The sequence below is a fragment of the Sphingomonas sp. GW821-FHT09B04 genome (genome assembly GCF_059418285.1).
On the sequence record NZ_JBWKPO010000002.1, the window covers coordinates 369,642 to 389,664 of the forward strand.

Sequence of the window (20,023 nt, forward strand, 5' to 3'; positions counted from 1 at the left end):
TTACTTAGAGAGAAATTCGCCGCGGCCATAGGGCGGGCGATTCTGGCCTTTGATCCAATCGCCGAGCAGCCGGTAATAGCCGTCAGTGATGCGGGTGGTGGTACGCTCGCCGTCCGCCGCTTGCGTGAACTCGCCCATGCCGTGATCGGTGGCGGGGAAGCGGACGATGGCGATGTCATGGCCTTCGCGGCGCAGCGTCTGGAGGCGGTCGATCGTGGTCTGGGGTGGCGCCTCGCGGTCCTCGGCGGCGATCACCCAGAGCTGGGGCACCTTGACCTTGCGCAGCCAGCCCATCGCATCATAGCGCCAGTCGAGTTCGAGATTGTCGAACTTCGCCGCGCCCTCGCGGCGCAGCGTCGCCTCGTCGAGCGCGAGGATATCGCCGGTGAACTCGCCCTTGATCTTCGCGAACCAGGGTTGCTGGCCGTAGCGAGCCTTGACTGCGGCGAGCCCTTCGTAACCCTGCTTGAAATGCTCGGCCATGACGGTGCCGGTGGCGTCGGTGATCTCGCGCGCCTGCCTGAGCACATCGGCGCCATAGCCGGCTTCGGTCAGCTCGGCGGCGACCTGCGAGGCGTCTTCCTCGAGCGGGTCGATCAGCAGGCCGAAGCCGACCGCGACGAAATCGGCGCCCGCGTCAGTCGCAGCGCGCGGAGCGACCCAGCCGCCCTGGCTTCCGCCGAGCAAGCCGAAACGCGAATAGCGGCCGGCGGCGAGGCGCTTCGCTTCCTTTGACGCCGCGGTGGTATCGCCGGCGAGCGCATGGAAATTCTGGTTGTAAGTGCCCTGCGAGTCACCCGTTCCGCGCTTGTCATAGACGAAGGCGGAAATGCCCTGCGCGGCGAGCATCCACGGATAGGTGGCGTATTTGACCGCTGCGGTCCGCTCCGAGCCATGGACGGCGACGACCAGCGGCGGCTTCTTGCCCGGGGTGACGGGGGGTTCGATCAGCAGACCGTTGAGCGTCAGATCGCCGCTCCTGAACTTGCTGGGGGTGAGGCGGAGTGCGACCTTCGAATAGCGGACGACGGCGTCGCCATCCTTCACATCGAGCGCGTCGCCGCGGCAGGTGACGCTGCCGTCGTTGGAGAGGCCGAAGCGTCCATCCTCGGCGGCCCAGCGCCACGCACCGGTCTGTGCGGTGTCGGTGCGTTCCAGCACAACGCGGTAGCGGTCTTGCGGGCCGGCATAGACGCCGGGGACGCATGGTGGGGAGGTGGGCGGGGAAGCGGGCGCAGCAACGGACAGCCCGGCGGTCATCACAGCAAGCAACATGGTTTAGCCCCAGATTTTCTGAAAACGTGGTGAGGTGGTGAGCTGCCGCAGTGCGATCTCGCGGGCCGCACCGCGCGGCAGCTCGAGCGACCTGGCGAGCGGCTCGCCGAGCAGGGCATCGCCCAGTGCCATCAGCACAAGGCTAAGCGTGTCCTGCCGCAGATCGACGCTGCATTCTTCTTCCTCACCTTCGGCGATCTGATCGACGAGCTGATGGATTGTCTCAAGGATCGGGTCCAGCGCGTCCTCGTTGCCGGTGAGGATCATCCAGCTGGCCAGCGCGCCAGCGCCCGAGCGATCGAACGCGTCGAAAGTCAGATCGACCACCTGCCGTGCCTTGTCCTCGGTCCGTGCGCTCTGGTTGGCGCGCGCTTCCTGGATCAGGCCGGCGATGCGGGCACAGACACTCTCCGCCAGACTGCGTGCGAGCGCGCGCTGGAGTCCGGCGGCGGAGCCGAAGTGGTGGAGCAGATTGGCGTGCGTGCGGTTGATCCGCGCGCCCACGGCCTTGAGCGTCACCGCCTGTGGTCCCGCCTCGATCAGGATCGCGCGCGCCGCCTCAAGTGCGGCGTCGCGTGATTCCTCCGGGGTGAGACGTTTGCGCTCGGGGAGGCTGGTTATTGACATGGATGTAAATAGTGCATAATTTCACTTGCAACTGCCTTGGAGGAAAATGGTGGCGAACGCAAAGACTCCCGCCGATCTGACGATCAATCCACGCGACCGCCGCTTCGGGCGCGGGCAGGTGCAGGACCGGCTCTGGCTGGGCGGCGATGTGGTCGGGACCGCATTCTATAATGCGTTGTCGGTGACATTCCCCAAGGGCGAGGCGTTCTTCATCGAGAGCGTGAAAGCGTTCCGCGAAGGCGTGGATGACAAGCTCGCGCGCGAGATCAAGGCGTTCACCATTCAGGAAGTGGTGCACAGCCGCGAGCATGTCGCATTCAACAAGCGTGTGCTCGACCATGGCTATGATATCAGCCGGCTTGAGGCGCGGATCGATCAGGTTCTGGAGATCGCCCGCGCGCGTCCCGCGATCGTTCAGCTCGCTGCGACGATGGCGCTCGAGCATTATACGGCGATCATCGCCTCCGAATTGCTGAGCAACCCGAAGCACCTCGAGGGCGCGGATGCCGAGAGCCGCGACCTGTGGCGCTGGCATGCGCTCGAGGAGATCGAGCACAAGGGCGTCGCCTACGACACCTTCCTGCATGCGACTCGCGACATGAGCCGCTGGCGGCGCTGGAAGATCAAGGCGCTGACGATGCTGCTGATCAGCGGAACCTTCTGGAAGCACCGGATCGAGGGTACTCTGGACCTGATGGCGCAGGACGGCGTCACCGGCTGGCGCGCCAGGGCGGCGCTGGCGAAGTATCTGCTCGTCTCGCCGGGTGTCGTGCGCCGCATGATTCCGGCCTGGTCGAGCTACTTCCTGCCGGGCTTCCATCCGTGGAATCATGACGACCGCAACCTGATCCGTCTGGCGGAAAGCGAGTATTCCGCTGCACTTATGCCCAGCGTTGTGGCAGCAGCCTGAATCGTCAGATGAATTACTGAACGGAAAATTTCAGAAATTATCCGTTGCGGGGTTGAAACCTTCGCTTCGTCCCCCCAATTGCCGCGACGCAGCAAAGGGGAATAAGAACAATGCGGTCTGCAATCGCCATCCTGGCTCTTACTGTGCTTTCGGCTTGCGGAGGCGCAGCGCCGCCGCCTGCGCCGCCGCCGCCCGAAGTGACGTTCGCTACCCCCTTGCAGCGTGAAGTCGTCGACTGGGACGACTATACCGGCCGTTTCGTCGCGCCGCAGGACGTCGAGATCCGCGCGCGGGTCAACGGTGTCATCACCGCGATTCATTTCCGTGACGGGCAGGATGTGGCGCAGGGCCAGCCGCTCTTCACGATCGATCCGCGTCCCTATCGCGCACAGCTCGCTCAGGCAGAGGCGCAGATCGCCCGTGCTCAGGCCGCGCTGACCAATGCCCGCCAGGTGACGGCACGCAGCCGTGCGCTCGCGAGCGCACAGGCGGTGAGCAAGGAAGAGCTCGAGACCAATGTCGCAGCCGAACGTGCCGCGGCTGCAGATATGGCGGCGGGCCGCGCGGCTGCGAACGCAGCACAGCTCAACCTCGGCTTCACCACCGTCCGCGCACCGTTCAGCGGCCGCATGTCGGACCGCAAGGTCAGCATGGGCGACTCGGTCGCCGACGGCCAGACGGTGCTGACCCGCATCGTTTCGATCGACCCGATCCGCTTCGAGTTTGAGGGCGCCGAGAGCTTCTACCTCAAGAATCTGCGCCAGGATCAGCGCGGCGAGCGCGGCTCATCGCGCAACACGGCGAACCCGGTGCAGATCCAGCTCGCCGACGAGAACGAGTATCGCTGGAACGGCAAGATGGAGTTCCTCGACAGCGCCGTCGATCCGAATTCGGGCACGATTCGCGCCTACGCCGTAGTTCCGAACCCGACCCGCTTCCTGACGCCGGGCATGTTCGGCCGCGCGCGTCTGCTGGGATCGGGCACCTATAAGGCGATGCTGATCCCCGATGAGGCGATCGTCACCGACCAGACCCGCCGACTTGTCTATGTCCTGAGCAAGGACAACAAGGCGACCCCGCGTCCGGTGGAAGTGGGGGCCAAGGTAGAAGGGCTGCGCATCGTTCGCGACGGGCTTGCCCCGACCGACCGGGTGATCATCGCGGGTATCGCGATGTTGCAGCCGGGCATGCCGGTTTCGCCGAAGAAGGGCGCGATCAAGCCGGATGCGGCCAAGCAGGCCGCCCCGACCGCCCCGACCGCCGAACCCGCATCCGGCCAGGCCACCGTCCGCTAAAGGACCGACACGATGAAATTTCCGCATTTCTTCATCGAGCGGCCGATCTTCGCGGCGGTGCTCTCGATCCTGATCGTGATCGTCGGCGCCATCGCCTATCCGTCGCTGCCGATCGCCCAATATCCGAACATCGCCCCACCGACGGTGGTGGTGACCGCCACCTATCCGGGCGCGAGCGCAGAGACGCTGGCGGAGACCGTTGCCGCGCCGATCGAACAGGCGATCAACGGCGTCGAGAACATGATGTACATGACATCATCCTCGACGGGTAACGGCCAGACGCAGATCACGATCGCGTTCAAGCAGGGCACTGACGTCGATCAGGCGCAGGTCCTTGTGCAGAACCGTGTCCAGCAGGCCGAGCCGCGCCTGCCGGAGGATGTCCGGCGTATGGGCATCACGGTGAACAAGAACTCGCCTGACTTCCTGATGGTCGCGTTCTTCACCTCGCCCGACAACAGCCTCGATATCCAGTATATCTCCAACTACGTGACCCTGCAGGTGCAGGACCGCATCGCGCGTATTCCGGGCGTCGGCCAGGCACAGGCGTTCGGTGGCCGCGACTATAATATGCGGCTGTGGATCGATCCCGGCCTTGCGGCCGCGCGCGACATGACCGTTGACGAGGTGGTCAATGCCGTCCGCGCGCAGAACGTGCAGGTTGCTGCCGGCGCGGTCGGTCAGCCGCCCTATGGCAAGGCCAGCCCCGCGTTCGAGCTGGGCGTGCAGGCCAAGGGCCGCCTGACCACCCCGGAAGAATTCGGCAGCGTCGTCATCAAGCGCGATGCCGAGGGCAAGCTGACGCATCTGCGCGATGTCGCCCGCATCGAGCTGGGCGCGCAGGACTATAGCTTCAACGGCTATCTGAACGACAAGCGCGCCGTCGGCGTGGGTGTGTTTCAGCTGCCCGGATCGAACGCGCTGGCGACCGCCGCGGCGGTGAAGGCCGAGCTCGACACCCTTGCCAAAGACTTCCCGCAGGGGATGAAATACTCGATCGACTATAACCCGACCGAGTATATCGACGAGTCGATCACCGCGGTGGAGAAGACGCTGATCGAAGCGCTGATCCTGGTGGTCCTGGTGGTCATCGTTTTCCTCCAGAGCTGGCGCGCGGCGATCATCCCGATCATCGCGATCCCGGTGTCGCTGGTCGGTGCCTTCGCGGTGTTGCTGGTCTTTGGCTACTCACTCAACACGCTGTCCTTGTTCGGCCTCGTGCTGGCGATCGGTATCGTCGTCGATGACGCGATCGTGGTGGTCGAGAATGTCGAACGATTGATGGAAGAAAAGGGCCTGTCTCCGCGCGAGGCGGCGCACGAGACGATGGACGAGGTGTCCGGGGCGATCATCGCGATCAGCCTGGTGCTGGTCGGCGTGTTCATCCCGACCATGTTCATCCCGGGCATTTCCGGCGCCTTCTATCAGCAGTTCGCGATCACCATCGCTTCGGCGACGATCATCTCGGCCTTTGTGTCGCTGACGCTTTCGCCGGCAATGTGTGCGCTCGTGCTCAAGCATAAGGGGCATGACAGCGTTCCGCCCGAGGGCTGGCGCGGGTTCCTTCCGCGCGCCGGTACGAAGTTCAACGACGGCTTCAACTGGTTGTCGGAGAAGTACGGCCAGCTTACCGCGAAGCTCGTCCGCGCGCTGATGCTGGTCGGCGTGGTCTATGTCGCGCTGATCCTTGTCGCAGGCTGGCGCTTCACGGCCACCCCGTCGGGCTTCATCCCGGCGCAGGATCAGGGGTATCTGATCGGTGTGGTCTCGTTGCCGCCGGGCTCTTCGCTCCAGCGCACCGATGCCGTGGTGCGCGAGGCGATCGCCGCCGCCAGCAAGGTGCCGGGGATGAAATACTCGGTGGGCTTCGCCGGTCTCGACGGTGCGAGCTTCTCGACCGCACCCAACGCCGGCGTCGTGTTCTTCGGCTTGCAGCCGCACGCCGACCGCGACCAGACCGCCGATGAGATCCAGGGCGCGCTTTATGGCGCGTTCGCAGGGATCAAGGGTGGCAATCTGTTCATCATCGCGCCGCCACCCGTGCCGGGCATCGGTACCGGCGGCGGGTTCAAGATGATGGTCCAGGACCGTAGCGGACAGGGCTATCACGCGCTGGCGCAAGCGGCGATGGGCATGATGATGGGCGCCAACCAGCAGGAAAGCGTCACGAATGCCTTCACGCAGTTCAACACCGGGACGCCGCGCCTGACCGCCGATGTCGACCGCGAGCGGGCTGAGCGGATGGGCGTGCCGGTTCAGAACATCTTCTCGACGCTCGGCTCGTACCTGGGTTCGGCCTATGTCAACGACTTCAACTATCTGGGCCGCACGTTCCGCGTTACGGCGCAGGCGGACGCGCCCTATCGCGACGATCCGTCCGATATCCAGGTGCTGAAGACACGTTCGGCGTCGGGCGAGATGGTGCCGATGAGCTCGGTGATGTCGCTCAAGAGCGACAGTGGCCCCTATCGTGTCGTTCGCTTCAACCTCTATCCGGCGGCTGAGCTGATGGGTGACACCAAGCCTGGCTATTCGACCGGCCAGTCGCTCGAGTCGATGGAGGCACTGGCGGCAAAGACCCTGCCACGCGGCATGGGCTTCGAATGGACCGAACTGGCGTTCGAACAACGCCAGGCGGGCAATACCGGCGTCCTCGCCTTTGCGCTGGCGGTGGTGTTCGTCTTCCTGCTGCTCGCCGCGCTCTATGAGAGCCTGGTGTTGCCGCTGGCGGTGATCCTGATCGTGCCGATGTGTCTGCTCGCCGCGATCGTGGGGGTCAACGTGATGGGGATGGACAACAACATCCTGACCCAGATCGGCCTGATCGTGCTGATCGGTCTGGCGGCGAAGAACGCGATCCTGATCGTCGAGTTCGCGCGCCAGAACGAGGATGAGGGCATGGATATGTGGGAGGCCGCGAAGCACGCGGCGCACCAGCGTATGCGCCCGATCATCATGACGTCGATCGCGTTCATCCTGGGCGTGTTGCCGCTGGTGATCGCGACCGGGGCGGCGGCGGAGCTTCGCCAGGCGCTGGGCGTCGCGGTGTTCTTCGGCATGATCGGCGTGACGATCTTCGGCCTGCTCTTCACTCCGGCCTTCTATGTCATTTGCCGCAAACTTGGTGACTGGTCGTCGGCCAGGATGAAGCAGCTGCGTCACAAACCCCACGATCCCAAAGAACCCGTAGTGGAGCCTGCAGAATGAAGCGCCTCAGTCTGATTGCTCCGTTGCTGGCGGGTTCGCTGCTGGCGGGCTGCGCGGTGGGGCCGAACTATGAGCGCCCCGCAACGCCGCCCACCGCGGCCGCGGCCTTTGTCGATCCCGGTCTGACCAAGGTGTCGCCGGGTGCGGTCGAGGGCGAATGGTGGCGGCTGTTCAAGGACCCGGTGCTCGACCGGCTGGTGGTGGAGGCGTTGACCCACAACACCGACATTCGTCAGGCATCGGCGAACCTCAAGCGCGCGCGTGCGATTCTCTCGGAATCGCGCGGGCAGCGTTTGCCGGGAACGACGCTTCAGGGCCAGTATACCCGCCAGCGGACCGGCGCGGAAAGCGCCCAGGGTGCGCTGCCACCGGGCGTGAACGGGATCGAGAACGACTTCTTCCGGCTGGGCTTCGACGCTTCGTACGAGGTCGACCTGTTCGGACGGGTGAGCCGGTCGATTGAGGCGTCGCGCGGTGACACCGAGGCGGCGCAGGCCGCGCTCGATGGCGCGCGTGTTGCGGTCGCGGCGGAAACGGCGCGGACCTATGCCGCGGCGTGCGGCTTCGCAGCTCAGGCGCAGGTCGCTCGTGAGACGGTGGAGTTGCAGACGCGCACCTTCGACCTGACCCAGCGGCTGGTCGAGGCCGGGCGCGGCACCGCGCGCGACATCGATCAGGCGCGGGTGCTGACCGAGAATGCCCGCGCGCAGGTGCCGGCGTTCGAGGCCGAGCGGCGCGCGGCGCTCTACGCGCTGGCGACGCTGACCGGTAAGCCGCCAGCCGAGCTGGACAATGAGGCGAACGCGTGCGCGACCCCACCGGGCGTTTCCGACCTGATCCCGGTCGGCGACGGGCAGGCACTGCTCGCGCGGCGACCCGATGTGCGCCAGGCCGAACGGGCGCTTGCGGCGGACACGGCGCGGGTGGGTGTGGCGACGGCGTCGCTCTATCCCTCGATCCGGCTGCTGGGATCGGTGTCGCTCGGTTCGCAGAGCCTCGACAATCTTGGCAAGAGCTCGTCGTTCAACTTCTCGCTCGGGCCGCTGCTCAGCTGGAGTTTCCCTAACATCACCGCGGCGCGCGCGCAGATCCGTCAGGCCGAAGCCGGCGCCGAGGGTTCGCTCGCGGCGTTCGACGGAACCGTGCTGACCGCACTTCGCGAGGTCGAGCAGGCATTGGCGCGCTATTCGGGCGAGATCGAGCGCAACGTCGCGCTGCGCCGCGCCGACACGGCGGCGACCAACGCCGCGCGGATCGCGATCCTGCGCTTCGATGCAGGCCGCGACAGCCTGCTCCAGCGGATCGATGCCGAGCGGGATCGCGCAGGTGCGCGCGGGGCGCTCGCCCAATCCAACGCCGCGCTGGCGGAAGCACAAGTCGCTCTGTTCAAGGCGCTGGGCGGCGGCTGGGAAGGCGCGCCTGCGCCGGTCCGGCGTGAGGCTGTTGCTGCTACCCCTTAGGGCAAAGCCCTGAACCCCAGGAGTCGGGCGTCCGCCGCGTGTTGCGTGATGGCGGCGGACGTCCGGCTCCGTCCTCCGGGGTAGAACTGGCGCGCGGAAACCGCCATCGTGCCGACCGGAGGACCCGATGACGCCCTTCCATCATCTGCTGATCAACAATCTGATCGCGAACATCACCAACTTCACCGTGTGGTTTGCGGTGACCTTTTGGGTGTTCCTCGAGACCAAATCGGTGTTCGCGACCGGGATGATTGCGGGCATGTATCTGGTGCTGACCGCGGCCTTTGCGATCTGGTTCGGCAGCGTGGTCGATCATCACCGCAAGACGCGCGTGATGATGGTGTCGAGCGCCGCCTCGCTGCTGCTCTATGCACTGGCGCTGGCGGGCTATTTGCTCGCGCCTGAAGCGAGCATGGCCCGTATCGCCGCCGTGCCGCTGTGGCTGTTCCTGTTCGCAGTGATGCTCGGCGTCATCGCAGGCAACCTTCGCAACATTGCGCTGCCGACGCTGGTGACGCTGCTGGTCCCCGAGGACCGGCGCGATAAGGCCAATGGTCTGGTCGGTATGGTGACGGGGATCGGATTCCTCACCACCTCGGCGATCAGCGGGTTTCTGGTGGCGTGGGGCGGAATGGTCGCCACGCTGGGATTCGCGATCGCGCTGTCGGCGCTGGCGATGTTCCATCTCAGCTTCATTCGCGTGGACGAACAGGTTGCGGCGGACACGCATGACGAACCCAAACGCGTCGATCTTGCGGGCACGATCCGGGTCGTTGCGGCGGTGCCGGGCCTGTTTGCGCTGATTTTCTTTGCGGCCTTCAACAACCTGCTGGGCGGCGTCTTCATGGCGCTGATGGACGCCTACGGCCTGTCGCTGATGAAGGTCGAGGCGTGGGGGCTGCTTTGGGCATTCACCTCCTGTGCGTTCATCCTGTCGGGCCTGTTGATCTCGCGCACGGGGCTGGGGCGTAGCCCGCTCAGGACGCTGCTGATGGTGAATGTGATCGTCTGGGCGGTCGCGGCAGTGTTCACGATCCAGTCCTCGATCGCATTGCTTGCTGCCGGCTGTTTCATCTGGCTGTTCCTTGGCCCCTATGCCGAGGCAGCGGAACAGACGACGTTGCAGAAGGTGGTGCCGTTCGAGCGGCAGGGCAGGGTGTTTGGTTTTGCCCAGTCGATCGAGCAGGCAGCATCGCCGCTCACGGCGTTCCTGATCGCGCCGCTCACCCAGTTCATCTTCATCCCGTTCATGACCGATGGGGCTGGGGCCGATGCGATCGGTGACTGGTATGGCCGCGGGCCGGAGCGCGGGATGGCGCTGGTATTTACGATCGCGGGGCTGATCGGGGTGGTGGTGGCGTTCGCGGCGTTCGGTTCGCGTGCCTATCGCCAGCTTTCGGCAGCCTATGCGCGGGAAACGCCCGCGGCATGAGGCCGGGGCGCTGGTTGCGGCAACTGGCCGTGCTGGCGCTGTTGTTCATGCTGATGTTCGTGGTCGCCGAGTTTCGTACCCCGCCCGAACGCCTTGTGGCGGACGGTGCCGCCGTTCAGGTGATCGACGGCGACAGCCTGCGCATCGGTACGCGAACGGTGCGACTTCAGGGGATCGACGCGGTGGAGTATCAGCAGCCTTGTCGCGCGCCCGAAGGCGGCGAATGGCGCTGCGGCGTCGAGGCACGCAACGCGCTTGCGGCGCTGGTGGGGAAGGGCGAACTGGCTTGCGCGGCGCACGCCACCGACAATTTCGGCCGCGCGGTATCGACCTGCTCGGTCAAGGGCTTGGAGGATATCGGCGCGGCGCTGGTGGAGCAGGGGTGGGCGGTCAGCGGGGATGGCGATCGTGAAGGGGACTATGTAGTTGAGCAGCGGGCCGCGCAGCAGGCGAAGCGCGGTATCTGGCGAGGAAGCTTTGAGCGGCCCGCACAATGGCGCGCCGCGCATCCGCGCAGCGCGCCATCGACGCCGGCTGGTTAGCTCAGGCCGCTATTCGATCGCAGGGATCGTCGCTCCGGCCTTTGTCCGACAGGCTTTGTTCGTACTCGACGCACTGCACTTCGCCGCCGCGCCCGCGTGAGAAGCGCGGGACGATGCGACCGGTCGGCCGAAAGCCGAGCTTGCGCAGCACCCGGCCCGAGGCGGGGTTATCGATATAGTGGCCCGCGGCAAGCCGGGGGATGCGCAGCGTCCGGGCGATCGCGATCACTGCTTCGCCCGCTTCGGTCGCATAGCCGCGGCCCCAGGCATCGGGGGTGATCCAATAGCCCATTTCATGCGGCTCGTTGTCATACGGGCCAAAGCCGACTCCGCCGACGATGCGGCTGATGCCGTCGTCCAGTGCGCAGATCAGGAAGCTGGTTCGGCGCATACGCTCCGGCCCGGACAGGAATGCCTGTGCGTCGCCGAGCGTGTAGGGCCAGGGTGCGCGACCGAGGTTGCTGACAACCTCGTGATGCCCGATCGCGCGGGCGAGTTCGGGCGCATCCTCGATCCAGCCGGGCCGCAGCATTAGTCTTTGCGTTCTCGCGAACATCGATACTCTCCTCGCGTCTCGCCACTGGCCCGATTTGATGACGGAACAGCGACGATTTCGGTGGGAGGGAGCAAAGAAAAAGGGAGACCGGGGCGACCCGTCTCCCTTTTTTCGGTCTCCTGAAGCGGAGACCCGGATCACCCTGGCGGGCAACCCGGCTGGTTACCCAATGTTATTCGGCTGCCGCCGCAATCATCTCGACCGAGCAGAATTTGCGGCCGAGCTTACCGTCGTGGAATCGTACGCGGCCGTCGATCAGCGCGAACAGCGTATGATCCTTGCCGATGCCGACATTGGTGCCCGGGTAGAACTTCGTACCGCGCTGGCGGACGAGGATGTTGCCGGCAATGGCGACCTGGCCGCCGAACAGCTTCACGCCAAGGCGCTTGGAATGCGAGTCGCGACCGTTACGCGAAGAGCCGCCTGCTTTCTTATGTGCCATTTCGCGTTACTCCTTACGCTTCCGCAGCCGGGGCAGCGGCTTCCGCCGGCGCCGCATCGGCCTTCTTCGCCTTTGCCTTCTTCTCCTGAGCACCGATCGCGGTGATCTTCAGGATCGTGTGGTTCTGGCGATGGCCGTTCTTACGGCGATAATTGTGGCGGCGGCGCTTCTTGAAGATGATGACCTTCTCGCCCTTCGCCTGCGCGATGATCTCGGCAGAGACGGTCAGACCGTCGGTGGGCTTCAGCTCCGAACCTTCGCCGGCGAGCAGAACATCGCCGAGCGTGATCGACGAACCTGCTTCACCGTCGAGCTTCTCGACGACGATCTTGTCTCCTGCGGCAACGCGATACTGCTTGCCGCCCGTGCGCACGATTGCGAACATGGGCCTCTTCTCAATTCAAAAGCATGTGCCCGCGCAGGGCTGGCCCGGCGGGAGGAAGGGCGCGACTATGCGAATCGCCCGCCCAAGTCAACCTGAGTCTGGTTATTCCCGGGCATTTGCCCGCCGCACAGTCCGGCATCGCGATGTGCGGCCGGACGCATCCACGCCCTAGTGCCGGTGCTCGCGCTTCAGCTGGTAGCGGCCATCGCTATATTGCTCGAACAATCCGCCGATCGCGGGATGGTTGACCGGTTCGTCGCTGTCGTCGGTGACCAGATTCTGCTGGCTGACATAGGCGACGTAGCTCGACTCGGCGTTCTCGGCGAGCAAATGGTAGAAAGGCTGGTCCTTGCGGGGACGGACGTCCTCCGGGATCGCTTCATACCATTCGTCGCTGTTGGCGAACACCGGGTCGATGTCGAAGATCACGCCGCGGAAGTCGAACATCCGATGCCGCACCACATCGCCCACATTGAAACGTGCGTGCGCGACCGGCGGCACGGGGACCCCGGCGGAGGAAAGGTCGAGAAAGTCATGGGCGCGATTCATACCCTTCAATCTAGTACGAATTGCGCGCCGCACAAGAAGTGCGGGAGGGCGCTTGTGCAGGATGAATCTTTGGTTTAGAGGCCCGCGCTCGACTGACCGGACCGGCGATTGCCGGCTCCCGGATCCCCTCGCGGAGAGGTGGCAGAGTGGTCGATCGCGCCGCACTCGAAATGCGGTTTACGGCAACGTAACGTGGGTTCGAATCCCACCCTCTCCGCCAGGATCTTCTTTCCTTCATCTTCGGATGTGCCGACCCGGCCGCTTGCGCACTTGAAACCTGCCAGGCGTCGATGTTAGCTTGCGTGCGTTAAGTCGATCCGCAACCTGACATGCTTCCGAGCATGAGGCGCAAGATCTCTACCCTGTTTGGTATCGAGGATCTTGCATGCGCGCTGAAATCCAACCCGTCATTCTGCTGACCGCGGTCGCTCCTTCAAAGCGGGAGGGCGCCAGTCCGACCGGGCTTGTCGGTCGGCACCTCGCCGGTCAGTTGCTCGACCGCGGCGTGTCGGTTCGCGTCCTCGCCGAACCCGAGCAACTGGAGGGCTGGCCGCCGGGAGTCGAGATCGTGCGCGGATCCGTTACGAATCCGCAGGATGCCACGGCGGCCTTCACCGGTGTTGCAAGGGTCTTCCTGGCGGGCGCGGAACCGGGATCCGTGAAGGCGGTCGTCAAGGCCGCCGTTGCCGCGGGCGTCGAGCGGATCGTCGTGCTTTCGTCGCACGGGCCAGAATATGAAGTGCAGTTTCCGCCCGAAACATGGTTCTGGCTCGCCGTCGAGAAGGCGGTCGAGGCCAGCGGCGTGGCGTGGACGCACATCCGGCCATCAGCGGTGATGGGCGCATGCCTTGAAGGAACCTACCCAGCGACGGGCTCAGACTGGGCGGCATCAATCCGTCGCGAGGGGGTGGTGCGCGAGGCACTGCTGGAGAGTGGTTACTACCCCTTCATTCACGAGGCGGACTTTGCGGCCGTCGCAGCCGCCGCCTTGCTCGAGGAGGGGTATGCCGGGCGGGTTCTGGAAGCTGTCGGACTTCCGATCAGCACGCGATCCCGCATCGCGGCCATCGAGCACGCGATCGGCCGCAAGGTAGCGACGCAGGAGCTTACCGCCAGCCAGAGCCGTGACGCCTGGGGCCGGCAGGGTTGGCCAAGCGGCGGCATCCAGGTGACGCTCTATGGGCTGAAGGCCTATGCATCGCGGTTGAACGAACTGACCGAGTGGACTTTGGCGCAGGAGCCGTCTGTGGAGGCGATGATAGGTCGCCGCCCCATCAGCTTCGAGCAATGGGCCCGCGAGCATATCCACGTCTACGTTTCGGATCAGAGTGATCCGCGTGGCGGCCGTTGAGCACGCCCGAACCAGGTCCGCGTCAAACGGGCAACGGCAGGATTCCGCAGCGTCAATTCGATATCGGTGCGTGAAGATTCTTGGGCGCGAACCGGCTATATGTGCGTCATTAGTGCAGGAGCGGTGGGAGAGGGCAGCGGGTGGCAGCCGAGGCAGTGTCTGATCTGGAACGACTAGTCCGGCAATTCCGGCCGGCGCTGGTCGCCTTTTTCTCGCGGCGGGTCGCCAGCCCGGCGGAAGCAGAGGATCTGACTCAGGAAGTGTTTGTCCGGCTCGCACAATCCAATATCGATGCTCTTGAATCGACGGAGGCCTTTATCTTCCGCGTCGCGACCAACCTGCTGCGCGACGGATCGCGCCGGGAACGTGTGCGCGCCGCCTATCGCGCGTCGTTCGAGCAGGAAGACGGGGTTGGCGTCGATACCCTCGACCCGCATCGCATCGCCGCGTCGCGCGAAACCATCGGCATCCTGTGGGCGGCCATCCAGGCGCTGCCCGAACCGACCCAGCAAATCTTCATCCTGTACCGCGTCGAAAACATCCAGAAGCAGACCATCGCGGACAATTTCGGATACAATGTGCGTACCGTCGAAAAGCATATCTCCCGCGCTTTGGTGTTTCTGGCCCGCCGAATGGGAGGCCGGGCATGACCGCAGTGTTTCAAGACGATACGCCCGTGGACTATGAAGAGCAGGCTGCCGAATGGTGCTGGCGCATCGCGGATCGCGCGCTGACCGATCAGGAACAGGCACAGTTCGATGCCTGGATCCGCGCCGATCCCCGCCACCAGCAGGTGTTCGACGAGATGGTGGCGGTCTGGAAGGGCACCGATACGATCGCTGAGATGCCGGGCTTCCTGTCGCTTCGCGCACGGGCGCTGACGACGATGGAGAATGCGCGGGATCGTGACGAGACCTCGTCCTATCGGCACAATCGCTGGTTCCACGGTTTTGCGGCTGCCGCCGCGTTGATCCTGATGGTTTGCGGCAGCTTCTGGTTCTTTTCCGATGGGGCGGATGTTTATGATACCGGGGTCGGCGAACGGCGGATCGTGCGCCTGGAGGATGGCTCGCGCATCTCGCTCGACGCATCGAGCCGGGTCCTCGTTTCCTATTCGGACGACCGGCGCGCGCTGACGCTCGAGCGGGGGCGTGCAAAATTCGACGTGGCGAAGGAGCCGTTGCGCCCCTTTACCGTGACAGCGGGAAATCAGGCCGTCGTAGCGACCGGCACCGCCTTCAGCGTCGAACTGCTGCGCGGGCAGATGCGTGTGCTGCTCTATGAAGGGCAGGTCGCGGTGGTCGCCCGGTCCGCCGCTGGCAAGACCGTAGCCGCCAAAGTGGCCAGGCCCGCTGAGCATGCCGCGGCGACCGAGCAGCTTCTGCCGGGCCAGGAATTGATCTCCAGCCTTTCTTCCGGCGCGGTCCGGGTCCTCCCTGCGAAGATGGACCGGTCGCTATCGTGGGAAGACGGGCGGCTCGACTTTGTCGACGAACCGCTGGCGCGCGCGGTGGAGCGCATCAATCGCTACACCGACACGCCCATTATAGTGGGCGACGCCGCGGCGGGCCGTCTTTTGGTGAATGGCGTCTTCGATGCGGGCGATACGCAAAGCTTTGTCCGGGGAATGACGGCGTTGTTCCCCCTTTCGGCCAAGTATGACGCAAAGGGCGTCATGCTCGTTAGTGGAAAAGAGCCCCTCGCCTCAAAATAAATGGGCGCGAATCCGGCATACCCGCGTCTCTAGGAATAAGAGGGGCGGCACGATCGACCCCTCGAACATCGGGGGAGATGAGGATGTCGCACAGGCCGTACCTGCTTTCTGGGCTGGCGAGTGTAGCGTTAATTGCCAGTGCGACCGCGTCGCCGGCTTATGCGCAGCAAGTATATGATTTCGATATTCCGTCGCAGGATCTTGGCAGCGCGCTCCGTGCGTTCGCCCGGACATCGGGCGTACAGGTGATTTTCGACGGCGGTGCGATGCGCGGCAAGCGAAGCGTGCGCTATCGCCAGCGCTCAGCTCCTGAAGCGGCGTTGCAGACGCTGTTGCGGGGAACGGGCATGAACTTCCGCCGTGACGGCGGCATTTATGTGATCGTTCCGGCCGGCAATGTGGCCCAGCCGACGGCCAGTTCGGCACCGAGCGCTCCGCCTCCCGCGGCGGCGCCGGCTGCGACCCAGGAGGGCGTGGCCGAGGATGGCGATGGTGATGCTGAGATTATCGTAACCGCGCAGAAGCGTGCGGAACGGATCACCGACGTTCCGATCGCCATCACCGCGCTGGCGGGAAGCGCGCTGGACGACCGCAAGATCGAGGGTGGCTCGGAACTGCTGCGCGCAGTGCCGAACGTCAACTTCTCCAAGGGCAATTTCAGCATGTACAATTTCTCGATCCGCGGGATCGGGACCAAGGCCGTTTCGGCGTCGAGCGACCCTGCTGTTGCAGTGAGTTTCAACAACACAGCGCTCGTCCGGAACCGGTTGTTCGAGTCGGAATTCTTCGACTTGCAGCGGGTGGAAGTGCTGCGCGGCCCGCAGGGCACGCTCTATGGCCGCAATGCGACCGCGGGTGTGGTCAACATGATCCCCGCGCTTCCGGGACCGGACTTCGCGATGGACGCCAAGCTCGAGGTCGGCAGCTTCGACACGATGCGGGCGGGCGGGATGCTCAACGTCCCGATCAGCGATACGCTCGGCGTCCGCGTGGCGGGCGCCTTCACGAGCCGCGATGGGTTCGACTACAACAGTTTCACCAAGCAGCGCGTCAACGGGCGGAACCTGTGGTCGACGCGCGCGACGCTGGCCTGGGAGCCGAGCGACAGGTTTCGCGCGAATCTGATCTGGCAGCATTTCGAGGAAGACGACAACCGCTCGCGTACTGGCAAGAGCCTGTGTACCCCCGATCCCGGACCCGCTTCGGTGGGCGGCGTTACGATCACCGACCCGCTCACCCGGGGCCGGATGAGCCAGGGCTGTTTGCCAGGTTCGCTCTATGACGATGCGGCGTTCGGCGCGCCCAACGGGGCTGCGCTTTCCTACATCATCGCCGCGAACGGGATCACCTACGGCACCGACCCCGTGACGCGGCGGCCGGTGAATATCCTGAAGCCGGGCAATCCGTTTGCCGGCGTGGTGCAATCGCGGGATCTGCGCGAAATCGCGACGAGCTATGATCCGGTGTTCCGGTCTAAGAACGACGTGGTTCAGCTCAACCTCGAGTTTGAACCATCTGACGGCCTTAAGCTGGTGTCGCAGACCGCCTATTCCCGCGATCGCTTCTATTCCACGCAGGACTATAACCGCTTCGTCAGCGGCCCGATTTTCAATAGTTCCACCCAGCCGTTGCTGAACTCGTTCAATCAACTGATCAATCCGGCGGCATTTCCCGGGCCGACGCCCGGCGGCGTCTATTGCGACCCGCAGCTGGGTTGTTCCGACCGGCTCATATCGGCGGATCTCAGCCGATCCGCGAGCCGTCAATGGTCGCAGGAATTGCGGCTGCAATCGAGCTTTGACGGACCGGTCAATTTCAACGTGGGCGCCAACTATCTCGATTTCAAATCGCAGGACGATTATTACGTATTCAACAACATGTTCTCGTTGCTTTCCGAGTGGTTCTACAACACCGGAAACGTTTCCGGTGTAAAGGTCAGAGGAAGCTGTCCGCTTGGGGATGAATCCAAGGAGTGCATCTACCTAGACCCCAACCCGATCGGCAGCCTGAACAATCAGGGGCACAACTACTTCCTGAGTCAGAACGGCATTCGTATCAAATCCTATGCGGCTTTTGGTGAGCTGTACTGGAACCTGACGAGCAATCTGAAGCTGACCGCGGGTTTGCGTTATACAAGGGACGAGAAAGTCTCGACGCAGATACCCAGCCAATTGCTGCTTGGCGGCGGGAAGCTGACTGTCGCTCCCGGCAGCAACACGGGGGGGCGCGTGAACAGCGGCTATCCCGCGCTTCCGGACATCGAGCAGGAATGGAGCGAGTTCACCGGGCGCGTGGTTCTCGATTGGAAGCCGAACCTGTCGTTCACCGACGATACGCTGATCTATGCCTCAGCATCGCGGGGGTACAAGGGCGGCGGCGCCAACCCGCCGCGTGTCGATATCAACCCGGCGATCGTACAGTATCAGCCTCTGGCGCAGACCTTCCGTCCTGAATTCCTCAATGCATTCGAGATCGGGATCAAGAACAGCTTCGATGGCGGGCGTTTTACGCTGAACGGCACGGCCTTCTACTATGACTATAAGGACTATCAGATCTCGCAGATCGTGGACCGGATCGCGTTCAACGAGAATTTCGACGCGACGATTTGGGGCCTGGAGTTCGAAGCGGCCTGGCGCCCTTCGCGTGCCTTTCGGATCGACGCCAATCTCGGCTATCTGAAGACGCGGTTGAAGGACGGTTCGCAGTCGATCGACGTGATGGACCGCACGCAGGGCAATCCCGACTGGATGGTGCTTCGTCCCTGGTTGCAGGCGCCATCGAACTGCATCGCGCCGAAGGTGCTCGTCGAACGTGTCATGCGCGGCAACCCGGCTTTTCGTGACCTCGCACTTTCGGCATTCTGCCCTGGATCGAACCGTATCGGCGGGTTCAATCCGGCCTTTCCGGGTGGAATCCCCTTCAATGCGTTCTACGGGTTCACCTATAATCCGTTGGCACCATATAATCCGGCCACCGTCGGTCTGAACATCAATCAGGGCGGCAGCGGTGCGCCCAATGGCGGGCGCGGGTTCATGGCGGACCTGTCCGGCAATGAATTGCCGAACTCGCCACGGATGACCTTCAATGTCGGCGGGCAGTACACCTTCTTCATCGACGGTGGAAATTGGGAGCTGACTTTTCGCAGCGACTATTACCGGCAGTCGAAGAGCTTCGCGCGCATCTACAACACCGAATATGACCGGTTGAAGGCGTGGGACAATCTCAACCTGGCGGTGACTCTGGCGCGGCCGGCGTCCGGCCTGACCTTCCAGCTCTATGTTAAGAACGTGTTCGACGATGCGCCAATCACGGACTTCTTCACTAATGCCGACGACACGGGCCTGAGCGCGAATGTATTCACTCTCGATCCGCGTATCATAGGATTCAGTATGTCGAAGAAGTTTTGATGTATTTTTTCGTAACCAATATGAAGTTTATCATGTTATTTGAATAATTCATGTTGGATTCATGTTGTGTGTAAGTGTGTAGCGTGTACTATGTCTGAGCGGCCCGAGTCGATTTCTATTTGAGATCGATACAAGCCGTGCATCATAAGCAATGTTTTATGTATGTAGGAGAGAGATAATGAAAAAGCTTCTTAGCGCTGCTGTTGCTTGTATTGCTCTAGTCTCTGCGTCATCTGCTTCTGCTCAGGCTTGGACTTCTCCGCCTAATAGCACAACTTATACATTCAGCTCGTCTAGCGTTGACGTGCAAAAGGGGACCGGGCCTCAGCTTTCGTGCTTTATGAGCATCGACATTGTCCGCGATGCTTCTGGAAATGTTACCGCGCAGAACCCCGTCATGACGGGGGGTATCTTCAACCTGTGCAACACGGTGGTGTTCCAGAATACGCCGTGGACCGTGACGAGCCTCGGCAGCAATGTCTGGCGGCTCGGCGGCATTTATGTCGACACGACCGTTACGGCCGGTGATTGCGAAGGGTATCTCGATGTGACCTTCGCCCTTTCCGGCGGCACGGAAACCCTCTCCGTCGACACCGGGTTCTCGCCTCCTCCGCTCCCGGCTCGTCAGTCGGACCTGCTTGAGGTTGATCCAGGTACCGGGCATTGCAAGATCCGTGGCATTCTTTCGCGGTAACATCGATCGATCGATATCATTATCGATAAAGTAATGCGGCGAGCGCACGATCATCGTGCGCTCGTTCGCGTTAATTGAATAGTTTTCATTCTACTGAATGCATCTCGACGATTACTTGGTACTAATTGCCACTTGATGCGTTTGCAGAGGTGAGTAGAGTTGCAATGTGTGGTATCC

17 protein-coding genes and 1 tRNA gene are annotated in these 20,023 nt (G+C 63.5%); 12 read left to right on the plus strand and 6 right to left on the minus strand.

Annotated features, from left to right (window positions below; translation table 11 throughout):
- A complete protein-coding gene (locus AC07NK_RS07735) occupies positions 1-1,275 on the minus strand; it encodes an alpha/beta hydrolase family protein (protein ID WP_495170004.1) in 1,275 nt (424 codons plus the stop codon).
- Between the two features lie 3 nt (positions 1,276-1,278).
- Positions 1,279-1,902 (minus strand): TetR/AcrR family transcriptional regulator, encoded by a 624-nt coding sequence (locus AC07NK_RS07740; protein WP_495170005.1) that lies wholly within the window; start codon positions 1,900-1,902, stop codon positions 1,279-1,281.
- Positions 1,903-1,948: 46 nt separating this feature from the next.
- On the opposite strand from AC07NK_RS07740, the gene AC07NK_RS07745 reads away from it, so the two are divergent.
- The 6 genes from AC07NK_RS07745 to AC07NK_RS07770 all read left to right on the plus strand — a co-directional run bounded on the left by AC07NK_RS07745 (position 1,949) and on the right by AC07NK_RS07770 (position 10,748).
- The gene (locus AC07NK_RS07745; protein WP_495170006.1) at positions 1,949-2,812 is read left to right on the plus strand and encodes a metal-dependent hydrolase; all 864 of its coding nucleotides are present in this window, start codon (positions 1,949-1,951) and stop codon (positions 2,810-2,812) included.
- 215 nt (positions 2,813-3,027) lie between these two features.
- Positions 3,028-4,107 (plus strand): efflux RND transporter periplasmic adaptor subunit, encoded by a 1,080-nt coding sequence (locus tag AC07NK_RS07750; RefSeq protein ID WP_495170007.1) that lies wholly within the window; start codon positions 3,028-3,030, stop codon positions 4,105-4,107.
- Between the two features lie 12 nt (positions 4,108-4,119).
- Positions 4,120-7,314, plus strand: coding sequence for an efflux RND transporter permease subunit (locus AC07NK_RS07755; protein ID WP_495170008.1), 3,195 nt, complete (start codon positions 4,120-4,122; stop codon positions 7,312-7,314).
- On the plus strand, positions 7,311-8,774 hold the full coding sequence (locus AC07NK_RS07760) for an efflux transporter outer membrane subunit (protein WP_495170009.1): 1,464 nt from the start codon (positions 7,311-7,313) through the stop codon (positions 8,772-8,774). Before AC07NK_RS07755 ends, AC07NK_RS07760 begins: the two co-directional genes overlap by 4 nt.
- A 127-nt stretch (positions 8,775-8,901) precedes the next feature.
- Positions 8,902-10,206: an MFS transporter gene (locus AC07NK_RS07765; RefSeq protein WP_495170010.1), complete on the plus strand. Its 1,305-nt coding sequence runs from the start codon at positions 8,902-8,904 to the stop codon at positions 10,204-10,206.
- Positions 10,207-10,220: 14 nt separating this feature from the next.
- The gene (locus tag AC07NK_RS07770; protein ID WP_495170011.1) at positions 10,221-10,748 is read left to right on the plus strand and encodes a thermonuclease family protein; all 528 of its coding nucleotides are present in this window, start codon (positions 10,221-10,223) and stop codon (positions 10,746-10,748) included.
- A gap of 1 nt (position 10,749) precedes the next feature.
- Here AC07NK_RS07770 and AC07NK_RS07775 read toward each other — a convergent pair whose 3' ends face one another.
- The 4 genes from AC07NK_RS07775 to hspQ all read right to left on the minus strand — a co-directional run bounded on the left by AC07NK_RS07775 (position 10,750) and on the right by hspQ (position 12,680).
- A complete protein-coding gene (locus tag AC07NK_RS07775; protein ID WP_495170012.1) occupies positions 10,750-11,304 on the minus strand; it encodes a GNAT family N-acetyltransferase in 555 nt (184 codons plus the stop codon).
- Positions 11,305-11,476: 172 nt separating this feature from the next.
- Entirely contained in the window at positions 11,477-11,746 is a 270-nt protein-coding gene (gene rpmA / locus AC07NK_RS07780) for a 50S ribosomal protein L27 (protein WP_495170013.1), read from the minus strand.
- Positions 11,747-11,759: 13 nt separating this feature from the next.
- Positions 11,760-12,131, minus strand: a complete 372-nt coding sequence (rplU, locus tag AC07NK_RS07785) for a 50S ribosomal protein L21 (protein ID WP_495170014.1) — start codon at positions 12,129-12,131, stop codon at positions 11,760-11,762.
- A 168-nt stretch (positions 12,132-12,299) separates the two neighbouring features.
- Entirely contained in the window at positions 12,300-12,680 is a 381-nt protein-coding gene (gene hspQ, locus AC07NK_RS07790) for a heat shock protein HspQ (protein ID WP_495170015.1), read from the minus strand.
- 132 nt (positions 12,681-12,812) lie between these two features.
- Between hspQ and AC07NK_RS07795 the strand changes: the two genes are divergently transcribed.
- The 6 genes from AC07NK_RS07795 (at position 12,813) to AC07NK_RS07820 (ending at position 19,846) form a co-directional block, all read left to right on the plus strand.
- A tRNA-Ser gene (locus AC07NK_RS07795) sits at positions 12,813-12,900 on the plus strand.
- Between the two features lie 165 nt (positions 12,901-13,065).
- Positions 13,066-14,031, plus strand: coding sequence for an SDR family oxidoreductase (locus AC07NK_RS07800; RefSeq protein WP_495170016.1), 966 nt, complete (start codon positions 13,066-13,068; stop codon positions 14,029-14,031).
- A gap of 155 nt (positions 14,032-14,186) precedes the next feature.
- On the plus strand, positions 14,187-14,681 hold the full coding sequence (locus tag AC07NK_RS07805) for an RNA polymerase sigma factor (RefSeq protein ID WP_495170017.1): 495 nt from the start codon (positions 14,187-14,189) through the stop codon (positions 14,679-14,681).
- Positions 14,678-15,745 (plus strand): FecR family protein, encoded by a 1,068-nt coding sequence (locus AC07NK_RS07810; RefSeq protein WP_495170018.1) that lies wholly within the window; start codon positions 14,678-14,680, stop codon positions 15,743-15,745. The genes AC07NK_RS07805 and AC07NK_RS07810 overlap by 4 nt, the downstream gene beginning before the upstream one ends.
- A gap of 83 nt (positions 15,746-15,828) precedes the next feature.
- Positions 15,829-19,152, plus strand: a complete 3,324-nt coding sequence (locus AC07NK_RS07815) for a TonB-dependent receptor (protein ID WP_495170019.1) — start codon at positions 15,829-15,831, stop codon at positions 19,150-19,152.
- Between the two features lie 178 nt (positions 19,153-19,330).
- Entirely contained in the window at positions 19,331-19,846 is a 516-nt protein-coding gene (locus AC07NK_RS07820; RefSeq protein WP_495170020.1) for a PraA/PraB family alkane oxidation protein activator, read from the plus strand.
- Positions 19,847-20,023 lie beyond the last annotated feature (177 nt).

What these genes read in the sequence shown, in the direction of transcription:
- AC07NK_RS07735 (WP_495170004.1), bottom strand. Translation starts at nt 1,275, where the DNA reads ATGTTGCTTGCTGTGATGACCGCCGGGCTGTCCGTTGCTGCGCCCGCT.
- AC07NK_RS07740 (WP_495170005.1), bottom strand. Translation starts at nt 1,902, where the DNA reads ATGTCAATAACCAGCCTCCCCGAGCGCAAACGTCTCACCCCGGAGGAA.
- AC07NK_RS07745 (WP_495170006.1), top strand. Translation starts at nt 1,949, where the DNA reads ATGGTGGCGAACGCAAAGACTCCCGCCGATCTGACGATCAATCCACGC.
- AC07NK_RS07755 (WP_495170008.1), top strand. Translation starts at nt 4,120, where the DNA reads ATGAAATTTCCGCATTTCTTCATCGAGCGGCCGATCTTCGCGGCGGTG.
- AC07NK_RS07760 (WP_495170009.1), top strand. Translation starts at nt 7,311, where the DNA reads ATGAAGCGCCTCAGTCTGATTGCTCCGTTGCTGGCGGGTTCGCTGCTG.
- AC07NK_RS07765 (WP_495170010.1), top strand. Translation starts at nt 8,902, where the DNA reads ATGACGCCCTTCCATCATCTGCTGATCAACAATCTGATCGCGAACATC.
- AC07NK_RS07775 (WP_495170012.1), bottom strand. Translation starts at nt 11,304, where the DNA reads ATGTTCGCGAGAACGCAAAGACTAATGCTGCGGCCCGGCTGGATCGAG.
- rpmA (WP_495170013.1), bottom strand. Translation starts at nt 11,746, where the DNA reads ATGGCACATAAGAAAGCAGGCGGCTCTTCGCGTAACGGTCGCGACTCG.
- rplU (WP_495170014.1), bottom strand. Translation starts at nt 12,131, where the DNA reads ATGTTCGCAATCGTGCGCACGGGCGGCAAGCAGTATCGCGTTGCCGCA.
- hspQ (WP_495170015.1), bottom strand. Translation starts at nt 12,680, where the DNA reads ATGAATCGCGCCCATGACTTTCTCGACCTTTCCTCCGCCGGGGTCCCC.
- AC07NK_RS07800 (WP_495170016.1), top strand. Translation starts at nt 13,066, where the DNA reads ATGCGCGCTGAAATCCAACCCGTCATTCTGCTGACCGCGGTCGCTCCT.
- AC07NK_RS07810 (WP_495170018.1), top strand. Translation starts at nt 14,678, where the DNA reads ATGACCGCAGTGTTTCAAGACGATACGCCCGTGGACTATGAAGAGCAG.
- AC07NK_RS07815 (WP_495170019.1), top strand. Translation starts at nt 15,829, where the DNA reads ATGTCGCACAGGCCGTACCTGCTTTCTGGGCTGGCGAGTGTAGCGTTA.
- AC07NK_RS07820 (WP_495170020.1), top strand. Translation starts at nt 19,331, where the DNA reads ATGAAAAAGCTTCTTAGCGCTGCTGTTGCTTGTATTGCTCTAGTCTCT.